Below are 20879 nucleotides of genomic sequence, written 5' to 3' on the forward strand. Positions count from 1 at the left end.
TAAAAAAATTTGACAGGTGTTATGGACGTTGAAAGGAGTCAATTGTGTATTTACACAATTCAATTTCCTATACATTGTCGTCAAATATATTGGATGTCAACGAAAGTATGGCTTATATAGAAAGGGAGTACACAATTTGTTTGGACTAGGAAGCAAAGATGTCGGGATTGACCTCGGCACAGCGAATACATTAGTGTTTATTAAAGGAAAGGGAATCGTATTACGTGAACCTTCAGTTGTAGCAAAAAATACAAAAACAGGGGATATTGTTGCCGTTGGTAATGATGCGAAAAATATGATTGGTCGAACACCTGGCTCAATCGTAGCGATTCGTCCAATGAAAGATGGCGTTATTGCTGACTTCGATATTACAACAGCAATGATTGAGTATTATTTAAAAGAAGCATGTAAAAACTCTGGAGGCAACTGGAAAAAACCAAATGTTATGATTTGTGTACCTTATGGTATTACTTCAGTGGAGCAGCGTGCTGTTATTGATGCTGCACGACAAGCAGGTGCAAAAGAGGCGTTCACAATCGAAGAGCCATTTGCAGCAGCAATCGGTTCAAATCTTCCTGTATGGGATCCTACAGGGTCAATGGTTGTTGATATCGGTGGAGGTACAACAGAAGTTGCCGTTATTTCTTTAGGTGGTATTGTAACGAGTGAATCTGTACGTGTTGGTGGTGATGCAATGGATCAATCCATCATTTCGTATATCCGTAAAACGTATAATTTAACAATTGGTGAACGTACAGCGGAAGCCGTAAAAATGGAAATTGGTACGGCATTGGCAGAAGGACCAGAAGCACGAATGGATATTAGAGGACGTGACCTGTTAACAGGTTTACCGAAAACAATTGAAATTTCTTCACAGGAAATTTCTGAATCATTACGTGAAGCGGTTTCCTCTATTATTGACGGTGTTCGTAAAACATTAGAACAAACACCTCCAGAATTATCTGCTGATGTAATGGAGCGCGGTATTGTATTAACTGGTGGTGGGGCACTGCTAACAAACTTAGACAAAGTAATCAGTCAAGAGACAAATATGCCAGTATTCATTGCAGAAGATCCTTTAGACTGTGTAGCGATTGGTACAGGTAAGGCATTAGATCATATCGACTTAATTCGTCAACAACAAGTTAAAGGGTAAGGAGGTTTAGGCAATGCCACACTTTTTTTTCAATAAGAAAGTAATTTTGCTGCTCATAGGCATGGTTTTTCTTGTGGCATTGATTAGCTTCTCATTACGTGATCGGACGAATGCAACTTTACCAGAGCAAATTATTAAAGATACTGTCGGTTTCGCACAATCGCTTGTTGCGAAGCCGGCGAATTATATTAATGGTGTTTTTAATAGTATTGACTCCCTCTTAAACACGTACGAAGAAAATAAACGTTTAAAAGCACGCTTAGAAGATTTTGCAGTTGTACAAGCTGAGGCTACGGATTTAAAATCAGAGAATAACAAGCTTCGAGAGCTTTTGGATAAAACTGAGAGCTTAAAGGCATTTAATCCAATTCAAGCAACAGTGATTGCTAGAAATCCTGACCAGTGGGAAGAGAAAATTATTTTAGATAAAGGGTCTTCTCATGGAGTCAAAAAAAATATGGCAGTTATGACCGCGAAAGGGTTAGTGGGGAAAATTACCCTAGTTACACCTTTCACATCTGAGGTAGAGCTTTTAAATACAAATAATCCAAACTATCGTGTTTCCGCGATGGTGCTAGGAGAAAAAGAAGCATACGGTTTAATCGAGGGCTTTGATGAAGAACGTAATGAACTCATTATGAAGCGAATCGATTCTAGCATGAAGGTGAAAGAAGGCGAGCAAGTAGTTTCTTCAGGTCTTGGTGGTATTTTCCCTAAGGGAGTGCCGATAGGAGAAATTACGGAAGTTAGTACAGATGACTTTGGTTTAACGAAAATGGCGTATGTCAAACCATCTGCTGATTTTTCAATTTTAGAGCATGTTGTGATTGCCAAGCGAACATCCACAAGTATTGATGGATCAGATGGCAATGCAACGAATGAGGATTTATCGAATCCGCAAGAGGCAAGTGAAGAGGAGGCGGAGTGATGGTTCGATTTCTCATCCCCTCTGTAGCGGTTTTACTATTCCTGTTAGAACCAGAATTTGCTATGCTTTCCCCGATTGAAATTAAAGGGGAAGTCTATTTTCTGGTACCGCGTTTTTTAATCTTATACCTTATTTTTATATCCATCTATTACAGCCGTCAACGTGCGGTAATGTATGGACTTTTTTTTGGTGTCTTGTATGATGTGTTTTACATTGATATTATTGGATTATATTCAGTACTTTATCCACTTATATGTTTTTTGGCAGGGTCTATCGTGAAAGTTATACATCAGCACTTAGTTGTAACAACTACAATTTCAGTTATACTAGTAGCGATTTTAGAATTTATTCTCTATCAATTCTTTTTCCTAATCGATTTTACAGCAATTCCTTTAGCGGATTTCTTACGTTCACGACTACTACCAACAATCATTGCGAATGCTTTATTTTTAATGATTCTTGGGTGGGCCTTCAAGTATCTAATTAATGCGCGTGTCTTACAGAGAGCACGTGAGGTTTCTTAACAAAGAACAACGTGAGGTGAGGCATTCATGAAAAAACAGTTAGTTAATATGAAGGGAACGAAGGACGGTTTTGTACTACGCCTAGACGACCAATGTGCGTATGGTGAACTAGTGGAAGAATTAAAGAATAAGGTTTTAGAGGGCGGTATCGATGGTAAAGTTGATGTACAATTATACTTAGGCTATCGATACTGTACTGAAGAACAATTAAATGAACTTATAAAAATTATAGAAGAAACAGAACAGCTTATTGTATCGAAGGTGCAAAGTGAAGTACTGACTGTCCACGAAAGCAACCAGAAGATGTTTGAAAGCCAACAAGATACATATATAGGAGTGGTCAGATCAGGACAAATTCTGCGTTCATCCGGGGATATTACCATCATAGGAAATGTCAATCCAAACGGTCGTGTTGAGGCTGGAGGTAATGTATATGTCCTAGGTAGACTTAAAGGGATTGCACATGCTGGTATGCAAGGCAATAAAGAAGCAATCATTGCAGCATCTCGATTTGAAGCCACGCATATCATGATTGCCGATCAAGTTCAGGTAATGTCAGATGAACATGTAAAAGCGATTAATCAAGTAGAAATGACTTGTGCATTTATTGGCTACGATGGACGCATTACGTACGATCAAATTCATGCCTTAAAAAATATTCGACCATTGTTAAATGTGTCTAAGGGAGGAAGCTAGTGTGGGAGAAGCGATCGTCATAACTTCAGGTAAAGGCGGTGTCGGTAAAACAACGACAACGGCTAACCTTGGGACTGCATTGGCTCTACAAGGTAAAAAAGTATGTTTAGTGGATACAGATATTGGCCTACGTAATTTAGATGTGATTTTAGGCCTTGAAAATCGTATTATTTATGACCTAGTCGATGTGGTGGAAGGACGCTGTAAAATTCATCAAGCATTGATTAAGGATAAACGCGTAGATGAGAAACTATTTTTATTACCTGCTGCTCAAACAACAGATAAAAATGCTGTTACCCCTGAGCAAATGAAGAGCTTAGTAGAGGAATTGAAAAGAGACTATGATTATGTATTAATCGATTGCCCAGCGGGAATTGAGCAAGGCTACCGTAACGCTGTTGCTGGTGCAGATCATGCGATTGTTGTCACAACACCTGAAATTTCTGCTGTTCGTGATGCAGATCGTATTATTGGTTTACTGGAGCAGGAAGAGATAACAGCACCTAAACTCATCATTAATCGTATTCGACAACATATGATGAAGAGTGGTGACACACTGGATGTCAATGAAATTACAACTCATTTATCTATTGATTTATTAGGCATTATTATAGACAGTGAAGGTGTCATTTCATCTTCTAATAAAGGTGAACCAATTGTAATGGACCCCTCAAATAAAGCGTCATTAGGCTATCGAAATATTGCCCGTCGTATTCTTGGTGAATCAGTGCCATTAATGGCTATACAAGATGAGCAAAGAGGGATGTTTTCAAAACTTAAAGCCCTTTTCTCAAAATAAATTAAAACCTTTTCGTGCAATTGTACGAGAAGGTTTTTTCTTGTGCATGTTTGGACATGCAATCACATATAGTGAGGAAAAAAGGATGAGGGCTTGTTTAAAAAATGGAAATGGTTTGTCACGATACTTCTTGTGGCGGCGATCATGCTTGTAATTCGTTTAGAGGACCAGGGTGTAGTGGATACACCTGTTCGGAAGCTTGTTACAACCTCTGCTGATTTAACGTATTTAAGTGAGCTCGGGCAAAGCTGGTTCGAAAAAGAAAAAGAGACCATCATGGTTTCTAGTGATGTAGGGCAAGCAGATCTTTTAACATTTGCGAATGCCCAAGTATTTAAAGAAGGCTATCTATTGCAGTATGATGTTGGCTTACCTATCTATGCTGGTCAAAATGGATTAGTCGTTTTTACTGGCCATACAAAGTACACAGGTAAGACCATGACCATCAGCTATGAAGATGGTACAACCGTTTCCTATGGTATGTTAGATAGTTTAGCTCAACTACCATACACATCTATTCAAGCAAATGATTTAATTGGCATGAAAGAAGCGGGTCAACTTTATGTGTCCATCGAAAAGGGAGATGCCCATTATGATTTAGAGCAAATTGTACAATGGCTTGAAACGACGGAGACCAATGAGGATTAAATTACATCTTCTGTGTATCCCTCTCGTATTTGTCATGATTTTTAGTGGCCAGTTAGCCTATTACGCGATCATTCTGTTTTCCTTACTGTGGCATGAGGCTGGTCACTTAGTTGCGGCAGTAATGTGTGGAGTGAAGGTGAAATCCTGCGTAATTACACCATACGGGGGAGAAATTCAATTTGAAAATCCAGCGGTTGTGCAAGCTTCGTCACTCCTATGGATTGCATTAGGAGGGCCAATCGCTACGATTATTGGGATTGGCCTCGCTTTTTTTATGCCTGATTTACTCGCTACTAAGCTTATAAATGTACAACTCGTGTTATTGGCTGTAAATATTGTACCCATCATACCGTTAGATGGTGGAAGGATATTGTTAGCCTGCCTATTTTTAAAATATCCAAGAGCTCACGTGATAGAGCTATATTATTGGTTATCATTCATCGTAGCTACTATACTATTACTTGTCACTTTCAAGTTCTTGCCACAATCTATTTTTTTAGCCATCATAAATTTATTCATTTGGTTGCAAGTGTTGAAAGAATGGCGTTATCGAAAATATCGAGTTGCTTTTGAAAAATATGTTATGAATAGATTGACTTGAAAAAATTCGTGTGGTAATATTTTAATGTTATTGTTTGTAGCACCCGTGCTACTACAACCGCTCTGTAAAGGTTTAAGTGTCTAGTAAGATCACCTTATGAAACAGGCGAGTCTGAGTCTAAGAGGAGGTGCAGTAAAATGTACGCAATTATTGAAACTGGTGGTAAACAAGTCAAAGTAGAAGCTGGTCAAGAAATCTATGTTGAAAAATTAGGCGTAGAAGCTGATGAGGTTGTAACTTTTGATAAAGTTTTATTCGTAGGTGGCGAAAACGTTAAAGTTGGCGCTCCATTCGTAGAAGGTGCTACTGTAACAGCTAAAGTTGTTAAAGAAGGCCGTGCGAAAAAAATCGTTGTTTTCAAATTGAAAGCTAAAAAGAACTACCGTCGTAAACAAGGTCACCGTCAACCTTACACAAAATTAGTTGTTGAAGCAATCAACGCTTAATTGTGAGGTATAGCGAATGATACAAGTTACGATTCATCACGATGAAAATAGACATGTGTCAGCATTCGAATTTTCAGGACATGCTGGTTATGATGAATCTGGTAAGGATTTAGTATGTGCAGGAGCATCAACTATAGCCATCGGTACAGTGAATGCTATTTATGCATTATTACAAATTCAGCCAGAAATCGAACAAGCTGCTGAAGGTGGAGGCTATCTCAAGGTAGATTTACCATCAGACATAGAGCCTGAAGTAGATGCAAAACTACAGTTAATTGTTCAAGTAATGACTGCCCAAGTGTATTCTATGGTGCAAAATTACGGACAATACATCCAAATCAACTACAACCAAGTAGGAGGTGGAACTCGATGAAATTATTATTAGCATTAGACCTTCAACTTTTTGCATCGAAAAAAGGGGTAGGTTCTACTAAAAACGGACGTGACTCTGAGTCTAAACGACTTGGTGCAAAACGTGCTGATGGCCAATTCGTAACAGGTGGTTCAATTCTTTACCGTCAACGCGGTACAAAAATTTACCCAGGTACAAACGTAGGTCGTGGTGGTGACGATACACTATTTGCTAAAGTTGACGGCGTTGTTAAATTTGAACGTTTAGGTCGCGATCGCAAACAAGTATCTGTTTATCCAACAACACAAGAAGCTTAATCTTTTATAAGATAACATAAAGCGGAGGACTGCATTTATTGCAGTCCTTTTTTTGGCTAAATTTCAAAAAAGCCGATTGGACGCAATGACACCAAGGTATAATTGATTAAAGAATTAAGGGAAAAATACAGCAAAACTTGTTATACTAGTAAGGATAACTTTATTGGAGTGAATGGGATGAACAATCAATCACTAACCATTAGTGAAGTATTACGTTTTGCAAATCATGATTATGTGAATCAACTGCAACTGATTCGCATGAATTTAGATTTAGGTAGAATCGAGGAATCGAAAAAACTTATTCAACATTATTCAGAACAATTACGAGTATTTTCTATCCTCAATCGACTACAATTACCACAAACAATTGAATGGCTTCAAACAGCAGGATGGCGTTACCCATCATTAGCTTGGAAGCTAAGCGGTGAGATAAAAAAGCCTGTGACCAATGATATTGATCAGGAAGTTGTAGATTATTTAAACAAAACAGTTATGCATGTTTATGATACATTAGATCCATTTACAGAGCAGATCCTAACGCTTGATGTACGTGTTGACGATCATACATTTGCCGTGACATTCACGCTAAATGGGTTATGGAGTGCTGATGCATTCACCGAAAAAGGTTTGAAACAATTCGACATTCAAACAATTGAGCAGACAACTACACGCTGGCAATATGTCTTGAGTGCAAATAGGGAGTGAACTAAATGTTTGTCGATCACGTAAAGATTTATGTTAAAGGTGGCGATGGCGGAGATGGTATGGTAGCCTTTCGCCGTGAAAAATATGTACCAAATGGTGGTCCAGCTGGTGGAGATGGTGGACACGGTGGTAACGTTGTATTTGAAGTAGAAGAGGGCTTACGAACATTAATGGATTTCCGCTATAAACGCCATTTTAAAGCACCTCGCGGCGAGCATGGGATGAGTAAAGGCATGCATGGTAAAAATGCGGAGGATTTAATTGTTAAAGTACCACCAGGCACAGTGGTTATGAATGAAGAAACAAATGCCGTTATTGCTGACTTAGTCGAGCATGGGCAAAGAGCAGTTATTGCGAAAGCAGGCAGAGGTGGACGAGGTAATTCTCGCTTTGCTACACCTGCCAACCCGGCGCCAGAACTTTCTGAAAAAGGTGAGCCAGGACAAGAATTAAATGTTATATTAGAGTTAAAAGTTTTAGCAGATGTAGGGTTAGTTGGTTTCCCAAGTGTTGGTAAATCAACACTTTTATCTGTTGTTTCCGCGGCTAAGCCAAAAATTGGTGCTTATCATTTCACAACAATTGTACCGAACTTAGGCATGATTGAAACGGATGACCATCGAAGCTTTGCGATGGCTGATTTACCAGGGCTTATTGAAGGAGCACATCAAGGAGTTGGATTAGGTCATCAATTTTTACGACATATCGAACGTACACGCGTTATCGTTCATGTCATTGATATGTCAGGGATGGAAGGCCGCGATCCATATGAAGATTATTTAACAATTAATGAAGAGCTAAAACAATATAATCTTCGTTTAACAGAGCGTCCACAAATTATCGTAGCCAATAAAATGGATATGCCAGATGCAGAAGAGAATTTAACAGCATTCCGTCAAAAGGTTGGAGAAGACGTTCAAATTTTCCCAATTTCTGCTGTTTCACGTCAAGGTTTAAAAGAGCTACTTTTTGCCATTGCCGATCTATTAGAAGTAACGCCTGAATTCTCACTATATGATGATCTAGAGGAGCAATCAGACGCAACCGTAATGTACAAGCATGAGGCAAAAGGTGAAGATTTCGAAATCACACGTGATGATGATGGTACATTTATTATTAGTGGTTATGCAATTGAGCGTTTATTTAAAATGACAGACTTTAGCCGTGAGGATGGTATACGTCGTTTTGCTCGTCAATTGCGTGCAATGGGTGTGGACGAGGCTCTGCGTGAGCGTGGAGCACAAGATGGCGATACAGTACGCCTACAAGAGTTTGAATTTGAATTTGTCGATTAAGACATGAGTTTTAGGGGGAAGCGTATGAAGAATGTTGCGAATCAGCGATATTATTTAGTTCGTGAGGATGTTTTAACGGATGCAATGCAAAAAACTTTGGAGGCGAAACACTTACTATCAAGTGGTTCAGTATCTTCCATTTGGGATGCGGTAAAGCAGGTGGATTTATCGCGAAGTGCGTTTTACAAATATCGTGATGCGGTTTTTCCTTTTCATTCAATTGTGCAGGAACGCATTTTAACAGTCTTTTTACAGCTTCAAGATAGAAAAGGAACACTTGCCAAGCTTTTAGAAACTGTGACAATTACACATTGTAATGTCTTAACGATTCATCAAACAATCCCTATTCAGGGACGTGCTAATGTTACATTGTCATTAGATGTAACAAGCATGACTTGTGATCTTGATGATCTTATCCAGCAATTAAAACGCTTAGATTTTGTGGAATCAGCGGAAGTAATTAGTTCTGGAGCATTATAAGCACAGAGAGTGTTCAATCCTTTAATTTTTGACAAAATGACAAACATCGTCTTGAATAACCCCAATGGGTAAAGATACGATAACAAAGCTCAAATAAGGAGCTGTCCCAAGCGTTATTCATCACGTGGGACTGCTCCTTATTGTGCCATAAAGGAGGTATTTGCAATGACAAAGCAACAATGGGAAAATCGAATCGCCTATCTAGGACCAGAAGCATCATTTACATACTTAGCAACAAAGGCTACTTTTCCAAATGAGTGGCTCGTACCGTGTGCCACGATTCCAGAATGTATAGAGGCTGTTGCAGAGGGAAAGGTAGATTTAGCTGTCGTGCCGCTAGAAAATGCTCTAGAGGGCTCTGTATCATTAACATTAGATTACTTATTCCATGAGGCAACACTTTATGTAACTGGAGAGTTATTGCTGAAAATTCAGCAGCATTTAATGGTCAATAAAGCGCAGAAGGATGATTGGCAGTCAATCGAAGGTGTTTATTCTCATCCGCATGCACTAGCTCAATGTCATAAATATTTATTTTATCGTTTTAGTCATGTACCATTACACCAAACAACTTCAACTGCAGCAGCAGCGAAATATGTATCAGAGAATCCACAAGAGTGTATAGCGGCAGTCGGAAATGCAGCAGCAGCGGAAAAATATGGTCTTGAAATAGTGGAGCAGAATATCCATGATTTTCATTTTAATCATACACGATTCTTTGTACTGTCTAAGCAAAATAAACGATTGCCACAAGAGCTATCAGATGGGCAAGCGAAAACAACATTTATGATTACCTTACCAACAGATCGTTCAGGTGCATTACATCAGGTGCTTTCTGTTTTTGCATGGCGTCAGCTAAATTTAAGTAAAATCGAATCACGTCCATTAAAAACTGGATTAGGTGATTATTTCTTTATGATTGATGTATTAGCAGATGAAAAGGAACCGATGATGCGTGGGGCAATGGAAGAATTAGCTGCGCTAGGCTGCAAAGTAAAGTCACTGGGTACCTATTTTACTTATGTAACATCAGACGAAGCATAGTAATGTGAAGGAGGAGGAAAGAAGATGGGTGGGATTATTTTATTCGATGGTGTCTGTAATTTTTGTGATAGCACTGTTCAATTTATCATCAAACATGATCAAGCTGGCTATTTTCAATTTGCATCGCTGCAAAGCGAGGCTGGTCAATCGCTTCTCATTCAATATCATATACCAAAGAATATAGATAGTGTAATTCTTATTGAACAAGGGAAAGTGTCTGTTGAATCTACCGCTGCGTTAAACATTTGCCGTAAATTTGATGGATTGTGGCCTTGTTTCTACGCCTTCATTCTTGTACCACCATTTATTCGCAATGCATTATATCGATTATTTGCAAAGCAACGCTATCGTTTGTTTGGAAAAAAAAGTGAATGCTTATTGCCTACGCCTGCTCAACGTCAAAGATTTCTTTCCTGATAGGGAAATACTCGCCTTTAAGGGAACAATAGCTGCGGACGGAAGCCCGCGCTTAACGAGACAATACCAGCATTAAAAAACAGAAAGCACCGTTTGAAATCAATTTTTCAGACGGTGCTTTTACTATTCATTGATCTGACACTAAGTAGCCCTTTTTTTGTAAAGCTCGCTCAATTAATGTTAAAACTTCAACAGAGGGTGCTGTGATGACATGTAGATGGATGCCGCCAGTGAGAGCAGATAAATAGTTGGCCTGTGTGGCATTCACACGTTCGATAAATTGTTTCACCTCATGGCGGTTGGATACCATGATAGAGGCTGTCAGTTCACCATATATTGGATGTTCGACAATGACATTTTTGACGGTTCCGCCACAGTCTACAATCGTCATTAATTCATCTTCCGTCTGCTCTGATGTATGCAAGCAAGGGAATGTTCGTTCAACGGTTTGCTGTATTTGTTCTTGATGCATATAAAGATAACCTTGGCTTGTGGCAATAATGGGCTCATTTCTTGCCTTTAATAAAGTCATATCATTGACGATTACTTGTCTAGAAACATTGGCGAACTTTGCTAAGTCTGTCCCAGTTATAGGTGCTTTATTTTTTTTTAATTGCGCTAATAGTTGCAGTCGGCGTTCTTCGCCTAACATTTTTTTCATAAGAGATCACCCCTGCTCGTAATAAAGGAATCAGCGTTCCTTATGAATTAGTGTACCATGAAGCTTTTCTAACTTGCTGAAATTTTTGTATCCAAATGAAACATTGAACATATGATACGTAGAGAGGAAGGGAGGAAAAAATTGCGTATTCATATTGTTCAAAAGGGAGATACCTTGTGGAAGATTGCGAAAGAGTACGGCATTTCGTTTGAAGATTTGAAGCGGCTCAATGTCCATCTTGCCAACCCAGATTATATTGTTCCAGGCATGGAAATTATATTGCCTGAAAAAATAAACAAAGAGCCGCATAGAGATTCACATAAAGAAATGCCGAAAAAGGAAACACAAGTGCATAAGGAGACACCAAAAGAAAGTCCTAAAAAAGAGGTACAGCGACCAATGCCACCACCACCGCCAATTGTACCGCCACCACCAGCTCCTATGCCAATGCCAGAACCACAAATGATACCGATACCAATACCGATGCCAATGCCAATGCAGATGCCACAACAGCCGATGTGGGTACCGCAGCCTGTGGAAATGAATTGGCACCAGCAATTGGTGATGCCACAAATGGAGCAAAATGTTACAACACCACCTGTACAAATACAGCCACCACCACCGCCACCACCGCCTGTAGCTAAACCAAAGCCAATGCCAATGCCACAACCAGCACCACATCCACCAATGCATATCATGCCACAAATGCCTGCCGTACCACATTGTTCAAGTTGCCATCAGCCAATCTATCATCAGATGTGGTGGCCGATGCCAATGCAGCCGCAGGTCGAGCATTATACGATGCCACAGCAGCCAATGTCCTATGACATGCCAGATCATAAAGTAGGTGGAATGGAAGACTTTTTAGAGTCCACATCACCATTCTTCCATACGCAAGATCACCAAAAGCCACAAATGGATATGATGCCCGATATGAATATGGGGCAATCCTGTGGTTGTGGCACACAACCAATGATGATGCCTGATATGAACATGGGTCAATCTTGTGGCTGTGGCACACAACCAATGATGATGCCAAATTGGCAAATGGACCCTTGTCATTGCCCGCCACCACCATGTCCGACACATTGTCCACCACCATGCCCATCAGCAGCAGGTCCTTGGATGTCTCCGCATTATTTCCCAGGCGGGATGACGCCTTATCGATGGTGAAAAAGCGTATATTGTAGAAGAAGTAAAGCCAAATATTTGGAAATATAAATATCGATCGAAAAATTATTTTGTCAAACGTGCAAAGCAAGTGGAAATTGCGGAGAAGGTAAGAACCATTCATCGCCAATTAGGACGTATGGAACCTTCTTTGATCCTACCATTAGTTCAGAGCGATGATGAGCAGTTAATTGTGCAAATGTGGCAAGAAGGAAGCCACGGGGCTAACTTTGCGCATAAAAAAGATCGTAATGAATCTCTTAGACTATTAATCGCTTTACATGACACACATAAAAAGATTGCGTGGCAGCGCGTGCCAGGCTTGCATACCTACTCACAGCTTTTAAAATGGCAAATGCGTCATATGCGTTTTAAAAGTAGAAGAAATGAGTTTCGAACATTTTTAACGAAAGAAGAAATTGATCAAATATTGCATTATAGTGATAAGTCATTACAATTGATTGCATTGGAAGATGCACCTGAAAAAGAGATTACGCTATTGCATGGGGATGTAGTTCATCATAATTTTTTATGGTGCTCCGATGGACAATTACGTTTAATTGATTTTGATTTAGCGCACCTTGGTGAAGCGGATGACGAGTATATTTTATGGTTACATCGTGTGTTACCTGCTGTAGATTATGATCTTGGAAAGATTTTTGCAGAGTTACCTGAGCTGAAACGACTGGATAAAAGAAAGCTTCATCGCTTGAAATACCCAAATGAGTTATTACGAGAATGGCTGTTTGCTATAGATTTACCACTAGAGCAACAGCTAGTATTTTTAGATTATTTAGTACCATTTACAAAACGAGCCCTCACCTATTGGCCAAAACTGTGGTACGATATTGATAGATTTGTCAAGAAATGACCGTCAATTGGCGGTCATTTTTGTCTGCGAACGGAGTTTAGACGCTACTTTTTGTCGAGCATTCGTTCGCTATATGCTATAATCGAAGACGATGATTGTGAGGGATTATAGATGTATGATTATTTAAAAGGACAAATTACTCGTATTACACCTGAATTTATTGTGCTGGAACAACAGGGGATTGGGTGGCAACTTAATACGCCCAATCCATTTGCTTTTCGAACATCTGCCCTTGAGCAACAGATATATGTTCATTTGCATGTGCGAGAGGATGCGCAAGTTTTATATGGCTTCCCTAACCTAGATCAGCGTGAGTTATTCCGTAAGCTTATTTTAGTGTCAGGAATAGGACCAAAGGGCGCTTTAGCGATTTTAGCTACAGGTAATCCACAACAGGTTATTAGCGCAATTGAGCGGGAGGACGAAGCGTTTTTAGTGAAGTTCCCTGGAGTTGGTAAAAAAACAGCACGTCAAATGATCCTCGACTTGAAGGGCAAACTTGGTTCATTATTAGATACACTTGAATTACCTAGTGCAGAAGATGAATTACCTTTGTTTGGTGTGCATGCCTATAAACATGAATTAGAAGAAGCCCTACTTGCCTTAATGGCTCTTGGCTATTCTGAAAAAGAGCTAGAAAAAATTAAACCACAGCTAGAGGATAACGATAAACTTGAAACGACAGATGCCTTTATGAAACAAGCATTGCAACTACTGCTAAAATTAAAATAAGGAAAGGAGGAAAGGTGCATGTCTGAACGTATGATGGCAAGTGAAGCAGGGAGCTATGATGAGCAGTTTGAGTTATCTTTACGTCCTCAAAAATTAGCACAGTATATTGGGCAACATAAAGTAAAGGAAAACTTACAAATATTCATTGAAGCGGCAAAGCTTCGCCAAGAAAGTTTAGATCATGTGTTGTTATATGGACCTCCAGGACTTGGTAAAACGACCTTAGCGGCTGTTATCGCAAATGAGATGAATGTTAACGTACGCATGACAAGTGGCCCTGCGATTGAGCGTCCAGGAGATTTGGCAGCTATTTTAAGTTCACTAGAGCCTGGGGACGTTTTATTTATTGATGAAATTCATCGACTGCCCCGTGCTATTGAAGAAGTATTATATCCAGCAATGGAAGACTTCTGCTTAGATATTGTGGTAGGAAAAGGTCCTGAAGCACGTTCTGTACGACTTGATTTACCTCCCTTTACCCTTGTAGGTGCAACAACAAGAGCGGGTGCTTTATCAGCTCCTCTAAGAGATCGCTTTGGTGTGTTGCTGCGCCTAGAATATTATGATGACCGATCGCTTGCTGAAATTGTTGTGAGAAGTGCACATTTATTTGAGGTAGAAATAGAGCAAGTAGCAGCAATGGAAATGGCGAGACGCTCACGTGGAACACCTCGAATTGCCAATCGTTTATTGAAACGAGTGCGAGATTATGCACAAGTGCTTGGAGATGGTATGATAACGGAGGGTCTTGCACAGCAAGCATTAGAGCTGTTACAAGTAGATCCTAGAGGGCTTGATCATATTGACCATAAACTTGTAACCAATATGATTGAGCGATTCCGAGGAGGCCCAGTAGGCTTAGATACTCTTGCTGCATCAATTGGTGAGGAACGGGTTACGATAGAAGATGTATACGAGCCTTATTTGATGCAAATTGGCCTTATTCAACGTACCCCGAGAGGAAGAGTAGCCACACATTTAGCCTACGAACATTTTGGATATGAGTATCCCCAACAAACATAAAGAAGGAAGTTATTTTCATGCGTGTAGAAGATTTTGATTTTGAATTACCAGAGGAGCTTATTGCCCAAACACCATTAGTGGATCGTACAGCAAGTCGATTAATGGTCGTGACACCGGGCTCAAATAAAGTGGAGCACCTCCATTTTGCCCATGTATTAGACGAGCTACATGCTGGAGACTGTCTTGTACTAAATGATACAAGAGTTTTACCTGCTCGTTTAATGGGTGTAAAAGAAGAAACAGGTGCACATATAGAAGTATTGCTACTGAAGCAAATGGCTGGTACAGATGAGTGGGAAACACTTGTAAAACCAGCAAAGCGTGTAAAAGTAGGAACAGTCATCACATTTGGTGACGGTTTATTAACAGCTACATGTACAGGTGAGCTTGAACATGGCGGACGTACATTTGAATTTCAGTATAATGGTATTTTTTATGAAATATTAGAGCAACTTGGTGAAATGCCATTACCTCCCTATATTCGTGAAAAACTAGAGGATAAGGATCGTTATCAAACCGTTTATGCCAAAGAGCGTGGTTCTGCTGCAGCGCCTACAGCTGGGCTGCATTTTACAGAGGAGCTATTAGCTCAAGTGAAGGCTAAAGGCGTAGAGGTTGTCTTTATTACCCTACATGTCGGTCTTGGCACTTTCCGTCCCGTTAGTGTAGACTCGATTGAGAACCATGAAATGCATGCAGAATTCTATAGTGTTACAGAACAAGCAGCAGATACAATTAATCGCGTAAAGCGTAACGGTGGCAAGGTAATAGCTGTTGGGACAACCTCTACTCGTACATTAGAGACAATTGGTTCTAAATATGAGGGAGAAGTGCGAGCAGAACAAGGTTGGACGTCTATTTTCATCTATCCAGGCTACAATTTTACGGTGGTGGATGGGTTAATCACAAACTTCCATTTACCAAAATCAACACTAGTCATGCTTGTTAGTACGCTAGCTACTCGTGAGACCATTTTAAGTGCTTATCAGCAAGCTGTAGAAGAAAGATATCGCTTCTTTAGTTTTGGTGATGCTATGTTTATACGTCCCAAAAAATAATAGTGGATAAAATCGGAGTACTGTTTTTACTTCAGATAAGAAAGGATTATTTATTTTATGACACAACCAGCAATTCGATATGAACTACTTCATACATGTAAACAAACAGGAGCACGTCTTGGCATCGTCCATACACCACACGGCTCCTTTGAAACACCAGCATTTATGCCTGTTGGTACACAAGCAACGGTGAAGACCATGTCACCAGAAGAATTAAAAGAGATGAATGCCGGTATTATTCTGTCCAATACGTACCATTTATGGCTTCGTCCAGGTAATGATATTGTCAAAGAAGCAGGCGGACTTCATAAATTTATGAACTGGGATCGTCCAATTTTAACGGATTCAGGTGGTTTCCAAGTATTTTCACTTAGTCAATTCCGAAAAATTGAGGAGGAAGGAGTTCATTTCCGTAATCACCTCAATGGAGATAAATTATTTTTGAGCCCAGAAAAGGCAATGGAAATTCAAAATGATTTAGGCTCTGATATTATGATGGCCTTTGATGAATGTCCACCGTATCCTGCGACACATGACTATATGCTGAAATCAGTTGATCGAACAACTCGTTGGGCAAAACGCTGTAAGGAAGCACATCAGCGTCCAGAGGAGCAAGGTTTATTTGGCATTATTCAAGGTGGAGAGTACGAAGATTTACGCCGCCGCTCAGCAGAAGCGTTAGTAGAACTAGATTTCCCAGGCTATGCAATTGGTGGATTATCCGTTGGAGAACCGAAAGATGTGATGAACCGCGTTTTAGAATTTACTACGCCAATGATGCCTGAAAATAAACCTCGTTATTTAATGGGTGTTGGTTCACCCGATTCTTTAATTGATGGGGCAATTCGTGGGATCGATATGTTTGACTGTGTACTGCCAACACGTATTGCACGTAATGGAACCCTGATGACATCAGAAGGACGTCTAGTAGTGAAAAATGCAAAATATGCACGTGACTTTGGGCCGATTGATCCGAACTGTGACTGCTATACATGTAAAAATTATTCTCGTGCCTATGTTCGTCACCTTATTCGCACGGAAGAAACGTTCGGTATTCGTTTAACATCCTATCATAATCTACACTTCCTATTAAAATTGATGGAGCAAGTACGTGAGGCAATTCGTCAAGATCGCCTTGGTGATTTCCGTGAAGAGTTCTTTGAAAAATACGGCTTTAATGGGCCAGATGCAAAAAACTTTTAAACTAGACGAATAGGATTATTACATGCGCTAAATTAAAAAAGGACATTAGGCATCCCCTAATGTCCATATTCAATAGCAATAGTTTTGCAAATCATTCAAAACTTTGTAAAAAGTGAATATTTCTAGCAAAATATTGTCAATCATAGAAAAAATATTAGTAATTGAGAAAATTTTTGGGCTTGTCCATCGCTTTTTAATGGTGGAATAGTCTATACTAAAAAAGTGAGATTTGGAAAGGGGGCAAGATGCTATTATGGATCAATTATTAGGATTAGCACCAATATTATTAATGTTCGTTGCAATGTGGTTTATCTTAATCCGTCCAGCTAAAAAAAGACAGCAGGAAACACAAAATATGCAAAGTAGTTTGCAACGTGGAGATAAAGTCATTACAATTGGTGGTTTACACGGTGTTATTGATGCAATTGAAGACACAGCAGTGACATTAAAAATTGCTGACAATGTACGAGTGAAATTTGACCGTCAAGCAATTGGACGAATTGTCAATGACAATCAGTAACAAAGAAGAAAAGGCTTACAATAGGCGATAGCTATATTGTAAGTCTTTTTTATACAATATTAGAAGACAGTGTTTAGATGTTTTTTGCAGTTGTAGTTTTTAATTTATGAATGAATGCCTCACCAGTATCATTGCCATTAATCGTTATTCGGCTTAACGTAAATAGGGAATCGCCTTTTTTCACATGTTTATTTTGTATGACAAAGGCCATCTTAAAGCCAGCTTCCTTGGCTAATTTGATGGTGGAGGGTGAGTAAATCCCATAAGGATAGCTTATTGCTATTGGTTCATATCCTAACTTTTCTTTGATTATTTTTCTTGAATGAATAAAATCATTTCTTACCCTTTCTTCATATTCAACCTGACTCTCTAGTTGCCCATTTACAATACTAGGACCAAATACTGCGCCATTTAGTTTACCATTTTTTGAAGGTAATTTATAATGTAAGTCCCAAGTATGACTCTGGATTGTAATATAATCCTTCATTTCCTTTAATTGATCCCAACTCATCTTTGCTGTTTCATTTGGATAGTAATTGTTTCCATTCATCTCTAGGATTCGGCTTGCAATCACAAAGATTTCTGCATGCATATCATATTTTTTCAATATCGGGTAAGCTTTTTTATAATTACTAAAATACCCATCGTCAAAAGTAATTAACACGGGCTTTTGAGGTAACGGCGCTTGGTCGTTTAAGTAATCATATAATTGCTGAGCAGAAATGGCCTGATAGCCTTCCATTTTAAGTAATTTCATTTGATTTTCGAAGCTTTTGGGTGAAATAACTGTAGTATTGTTTATATTGTCCTCTAAATGATGGTACATAAGAATAGGTATTTCCTGTTCTTGATACCCGTAAATAGGATAAGGTCTAATAAGAAAAAGGATATAAACAAAAACGAAAACGATTATTTTTTTTGTCATGTCCTCACCTTGTTTGCATGTTTATTGTGATAAGCATCTAAGCTCTATGTTAGTGTGTACGAACAAGTAGGGACTATTCCTTGAAAACTGTATAAAAAACAATAAGTAAGGTCACCTTGATAGTATGGGGGTGTTTATATGGAAGAATATTACCATATTATTTTTAGAACTTGCTTTTTGTATGTGTTTATCATCATCGTTTTCCGTTTAATGGGTAAACGAGAAGTAGGTGAATTATCAGTCATCGATTTGGTCGTATTTGTATTAATTGCAGAAGTAGCAGCCTTTGCGCTAGACGATTATAAAAATCCTCTCTTTAATGCCATACTACCTATCATTATTTTGCTCTTTATTCAAATATTAAGTGCCTTTTTGTCATTAAAGTTCAAAAAAATACGTGACCTAGTGGATGGTGACCCTGCTTTATTAGTAAAAGACGGTGTTATTTTAGAGAGCGAGATGAGAAAACACCGCTATAATTTAGATGATTTATGTCAGCAATTACGAGAAAACGGAATTGCATCTGTGACAGATGTAGCCTTTGCGTATTTAGAGCCTTCAGGCAATCTTTCTGTCTATAAAAAAGATGAAAAAGCCTTTGTGTATCCATTGATTATCGACGGTGATATCCAAGAGAGACATTTATTTACCATGCATAAAGATGTGGATTGGCTAATGGGTGAGCTAGCAAAAAATAATATTACTGACAGTGAAACGGTATTTTTTTGTATTTGGGAAGACAATAAGCTGCATATCCAATTAAAGGAATCCTAGACTTTCTTCGCCAATTTTTTAATGTAACGGAAATCTGTAATACGCAACTGATTGGTAAATAATAAAAAGGTAAATAGCAAAAATAATGTCACACCACTACTTAAAATAAATGGTAGTGATAGTATTGGAATAAGGAAATACTGGGCGACGCAAACAGCAATAAAACAACTATAAGGCACGACAAACATTCTGAAGCCCGCACGCAGGTTTTTACGTTGTCTAACTGTTGCAATATGCAAGAATGACGTTAGTAATACCCCAAAGCCAATAGCTACAACGGCTCCTTTTTCTTGGATACCTGGTTGAGAGGCGAGTACAAACATCACGAAAAGTTTACCTAGCCCACCATAGATGGAGTTCATCATGGCAGCTCTTGCCTCACCAATTGCCTGTAAGATGGAGTGTAGAGGACTTTGAATATAATAAAAATAAAAAATAGGTGCTAAAATTTTAACGTACCCACGATTTTCTTCTAAATGGAAAAGCTTCATCGCTAATTCATCTCCATGCACAAAGAAATACGTAGCAGCAAAGCACCCCACTAGCGAAGACAATCTTAGGGATACCGAAATTCGTTCCTGTAATAGCGGGGTGTGCTGACGAGCGACGGCATCACTAACAGCTGGAATGAGCACAATCGATAAGGCTGTTGATACAAACGCAGGAAATAACAGTAATGGCACCAAAACACCGGAGATGACACCATATAAAATAGTGGCAGCAGAAGCGGTTAAACCGGCCACAGTTAAAGCTTTTAAAAAGATAATCGGCTCTAAAAACCAAGTGAAAGAACCAAAAAGCTTACTGCCTGCAGAGGGAAGGGCAATACGTAACATTGGTGATGCAGGATACCCTTCAATTTTAGTTTTTCGTGTCAGTAATTTCTTTTTGGAAACGATATAGTGTAGCCATAAATACAAGAATGCTACAACTTCGGCTAGCAGTGTAATGCCCATTGCCGCCGCAGCCGTGACAGCAGCATTATTGTAATTAGCCACATAGGGTAGCATTAAAGTAATGAAGCTAATACGTACAATTTGTTCGATCATTTGTGCCCATGCTGTCGGTGTAATCTTTGCAACACCTTGTAAATAGGCACGTAATAAGCCAGATCCAACTGATACTGGTACAGCAAAGAGTGCAATCCATAGTGTAAATGTTGTCTGTTCATTATGTAATAGGGTTGTTGAAATATATGGTATTGTTAGTGCAACGAGTGGCATAAAAATGATCATGCCAATGAATGACCAAAGAATGGCTGTACGCATGACACCAAAGATGTTCTCACGTTTATTTTTTGCTAGTAATTCAGCCACTATTTTAGCCACAGCGATAGGTAGTCCTAGTTGAATGAGTGAGATGAAGAAAATAAACGCTGGATAGACGGTCATATAAATACCGACAGCCTCTTCACCAGCAATCCGCATAAATTGCATTCTATAAAAGAAGCCAAAAAGTTTAGATAAAAAAATCACAAACATTAAAAATAATGTACCTCGTACAAAAGAACTCATGCCATCCGTCCCTTCTCAAG

General features: G+C 39.1%; 26 protein-coding genes and 1 other annotated feature. Of the genes, 23 read left to right on the plus strand and 3 right to left on the minus strand.

All coding sequences use genetic code 11. The features are described 5' to 3' along the window. The first annotated feature begins 136 nt into the window (after positions 1–136). The 15 genes from ACHZEU_RS20975 to ACHZEU_RS21045 all read left to right on the plus strand — a co-directional run bounded on the left by ACHZEU_RS20975 (position 137) and on the right by ACHZEU_RS21045 (position 10408). Positions 137–1156 carry a rod shape-determining protein gene (locus ACHZEU_RS20975; protein WP_048395153.1) on the plus strand — a complete coding sequence of 340 codons (1020 nt, stop codon included), beginning with the start codon at positions 137–139 and terminating at the stop codon, positions 1154–1156. A 13-nt stretch (positions 1157–1169) separates the two neighbouring features. Next, positions 1170–2084, plus strand: coding sequence for a rod shape-determining protein MreC (gene mreC, locus ACHZEU_RS20980; protein ID WP_048395155.1), 915 nt, complete (start codon positions 1170–1172; stop codon positions 2082–2084). Continuing rightward, positions 2084–2608, plus strand: a complete 525-nt coding sequence (gene mreD / locus ACHZEU_RS20985; protein ID WP_054550026.1) for a rod shape-determining protein MreD — start codon at positions 2084–2086, stop codon at positions 2606–2608. Before mreC ends, mreD begins: the two co-directional genes overlap by 1 nt. Positions 2609–2635: 27 nt before the next feature. Beyond that, a complete protein-coding gene (minC, locus tag ACHZEU_RS20990; RefSeq protein WP_004226657.1) occupies positions 2636–3304 on the plus strand; it encodes a septum site-determining protein MinC in 669 nt (222 codons plus the stop codon). A gap of 1 nt (position 3305) precedes the next feature. Beyond that, complete coding sequence (minD, locus tag ACHZEU_RS20995) at positions 3306–4103, plus strand: septum site-determining protein MinD (RefSeq protein ID WP_004226660.1); 798 nt, start codon at positions 3306–3308, stop codon at positions 4101–4103. A 93-nt stretch (positions 4104–4196) separates the two neighbouring features. After that, complete coding sequence (locus ACHZEU_RS21000; protein ID WP_016991889.1) at positions 4197–4751, plus strand: peptidoglycan DD-metalloendopeptidase family protein; 555 nt, start codon at positions 4197–4199, stop codon at positions 4749–4751. Continuing rightward, positions 4741–5352, plus strand: a complete 612-nt coding sequence (locus tag ACHZEU_RS21005) for a stage IV sporulation protein FB (RefSeq protein ID WP_048395158.1) — start codon at positions 4741–4743, stop codon at positions 5350–5352. Before ACHZEU_RS21000 ends, ACHZEU_RS21005 begins: the two co-directional genes overlap by 11 nt. 45 nt (positions 5353–5397) lie before the next feature. After that, positions 5398–5475, plus strand: a sequence feature (ribosomal protein L21 leader region). A gap of 14 nt (positions 5476–5489) precedes the next feature. Continuing rightward, positions 5490–5798, plus strand: coding sequence for a 50S ribosomal protein L21 (rplU, locus tag ACHZEU_RS21010; protein WP_004226667.1), 309 nt, complete (start codon positions 5490–5492; stop codon positions 5796–5798). Between the two features lie 16 nt (positions 5799–5814). Continuing rightward, positions 5815–6171, plus strand: a complete 357-nt coding sequence (locus ACHZEU_RS21015) for a ribosomal-processing cysteine protease Prp (RefSeq protein ID WP_016991891.1) — start codon at positions 5815–5817, stop codon at positions 6169–6171. Then, entirely contained in the window at positions 6168–6467 is a 300-nt protein-coding gene (gene rpmA / locus ACHZEU_RS21020) for a 50S ribosomal protein L27 (RefSeq protein WP_016991892.1), read from the plus strand. Before ACHZEU_RS21015 ends, rpmA begins: the two co-directional genes overlap by 4 nt. 177 nt (positions 6468–6644) lie before the next feature. Beyond that, positions 6645–7172: a Spo0B domain-containing protein gene (locus ACHZEU_RS21025; RefSeq protein WP_048395160.1), complete on the plus strand. Its 528-nt coding sequence runs from the start codon at positions 6645–6647 to the stop codon at positions 7170–7172. Between the two features lie 5 nt (positions 7173–7177). After that, positions 7178–8467 (plus strand): GTPase ObgE, encoded by a 1290-nt coding sequence (gene obgE, locus ACHZEU_RS21030; RefSeq protein ID WP_404803731.1) that lies wholly within the window; start codon positions 7178–7180, stop codon positions 8465–8467. 24 nt (positions 8468–8491) lie between these two features. After that, positions 8492–8947, plus strand: a complete 456-nt coding sequence (locus ACHZEU_RS21035) for an ACT domain-containing protein (RefSeq protein WP_004226679.1) — start codon at positions 8492–8494, stop codon at positions 8945–8947. Positions 8948–9112: 165 nt separating this feature from the next. Continuing rightward, a complete protein-coding gene (gene pheA / locus ACHZEU_RS21040; protein ID WP_048395164.1) occupies positions 9113–9991 on the plus strand; it encodes a prephenate dehydratase in 879 nt (292 codons plus the stop codon). A gap of 24 nt (positions 9992–10015) precedes the next feature. After that, positions 10016–10408: a thiol-disulfide oxidoreductase DCC family protein gene (locus ACHZEU_RS21045; RefSeq protein WP_404803732.1), complete on the plus strand. Its 393-nt coding sequence runs from the start codon at positions 10016–10018 to the stop codon at positions 10406–10408. A 127-nt stretch (positions 10409–10535) separates the two neighbouring features. Here the strand turns inward: ACHZEU_RS21045 and ACHZEU_RS21050 are convergent, their stop codons facing one another. Next, positions 10536–11069 (minus strand): transcription repressor NadR, encoded by a 534-nt coding sequence (locus tag ACHZEU_RS21050; protein ID WP_054550028.1) that lies wholly within the window; start codon positions 11067–11069, stop codon positions 10536–10538. A gap of 141 nt (positions 11070–11210) precedes the next feature. Here ACHZEU_RS21050 and ACHZEU_RS21055 point away from each other — a divergent pair, with 141 nt between their 5' ends. The 7 genes from ACHZEU_RS21055 to yajC all read left to right on the plus strand — a co-directional run bounded on the left by ACHZEU_RS21055 (position 11211) and on the right by yajC (position 17646). Continuing rightward, positions 11211–12242 carry a LysM domain-containing protein gene (locus tag ACHZEU_RS21055; protein WP_279495628.1) on the plus strand — a complete coding sequence of 344 codons (1032 nt, stop codon included), beginning with the start codon at positions 11211–11213 and terminating at the stop codon, positions 12240–12242. Positions 12243–12330: 88 nt separating this feature from the next. Then, the gene (locus tag ACHZEU_RS21060) at positions 12331–13110 is read left to right on the plus strand and encodes a phosphotransferase (RefSeq protein WP_054550030.1); all 780 of its coding nucleotides are present in this window, start codon (positions 12331–12333) and stop codon (positions 13108–13110) included. Positions 13111–13221: 111 nt separating this feature from the next. Then, the gene (gene ruvA, locus ACHZEU_RS21065; RefSeq protein ID WP_048395174.1) at positions 13222–13842 is read left to right on the plus strand and encodes a Holliday junction branch migration protein RuvA; all 621 of its coding nucleotides are present in this window, start codon (positions 13222–13224) and stop codon (positions 13840–13842) included. A gap of 18 nt (positions 13843–13860) precedes the next feature. After that, positions 13861–14865, plus strand: coding sequence for a Holliday junction branch migration DNA helicase RuvB (gene ruvB, locus ACHZEU_RS21070; RefSeq protein WP_004226692.1), 1005 nt, complete (start codon positions 13861–13863; stop codon positions 14863–14865). Between the two features lie 17 nt (positions 14866–14882). Further along, on the plus strand, positions 14883–15923 hold the full coding sequence (gene queA / locus ACHZEU_RS21075) for a tRNA preQ1(34) S-adenosylmethionine ribosyltransferase-isomerase QueA (protein WP_279495627.1): 1041 nt from the start codon (positions 14883–14885) through the stop codon (positions 15921–15923). A gap of 57 nt (positions 15924–15980) precedes the next feature. Further along, positions 15981–17126, plus strand: coding sequence for a tRNA guanosine(34) transglycosylase Tgt (gene tgt / locus ACHZEU_RS21080; protein ID WP_016991901.1), 1146 nt, complete (start codon positions 15981–15983; stop codon positions 17124–17126). A 253-nt stretch (positions 17127–17379) separates the two neighbouring features. Further along, positions 17380–17646, plus strand: coding sequence for a preprotein translocase subunit YajC (yajC, locus tag ACHZEU_RS21085; protein ID WP_004226696.1), 267 nt, complete (start codon positions 17380–17382; stop codon positions 17644–17646). Between the two features lie 73 nt (positions 17647–17719). Here yajC and ACHZEU_RS21090 read toward each other — a convergent pair whose 3' ends face one another. Next, positions 17720–18571: a polysaccharide deacetylase family protein gene (locus tag ACHZEU_RS21090; protein WP_279495626.1), complete on the minus strand. Its 852-nt coding sequence runs from the start codon at positions 18569–18571 to the stop codon at positions 17720–17722. A gap of 138 nt (positions 18572–18709) precedes the next feature. On the opposite strand from ACHZEU_RS21090, the gene ACHZEU_RS21095 reads away from it, so the two are divergent. Beyond that, positions 18710–19345 carry a DUF421 domain-containing protein gene (locus tag ACHZEU_RS21095; RefSeq protein WP_066036504.1) on the plus strand — a complete coding sequence of 212 codons (636 nt, stop codon included), beginning with the start codon at positions 18710–18712 and terminating at the stop codon, positions 19343–19345. Here the strand turns inward: ACHZEU_RS21095 and ACHZEU_RS21100 are convergent. Then, positions 19342–20859, minus strand: coding sequence for an oligosaccharide flippase family protein (locus ACHZEU_RS21100; RefSeq protein WP_048395180.1), 1518 nt, complete (start codon positions 20857–20859; stop codon positions 19342–19344). The genes ACHZEU_RS21095 and ACHZEU_RS21100 overlap by 4 nt on opposite strands. Positions 20860–20879 lie beyond the last annotated feature (20 nt).

It is taken from the genome of Lysinibacillus sp. S1 (assembly GCF_044986265.1).
In the GTDB taxonomy this organism is placed as follows: domain Bacteria; phylum Bacillota; class Bacilli; order Bacillales_A; family Planococcaceae; genus Lysinibacillus; species Lysinibacillus capsici.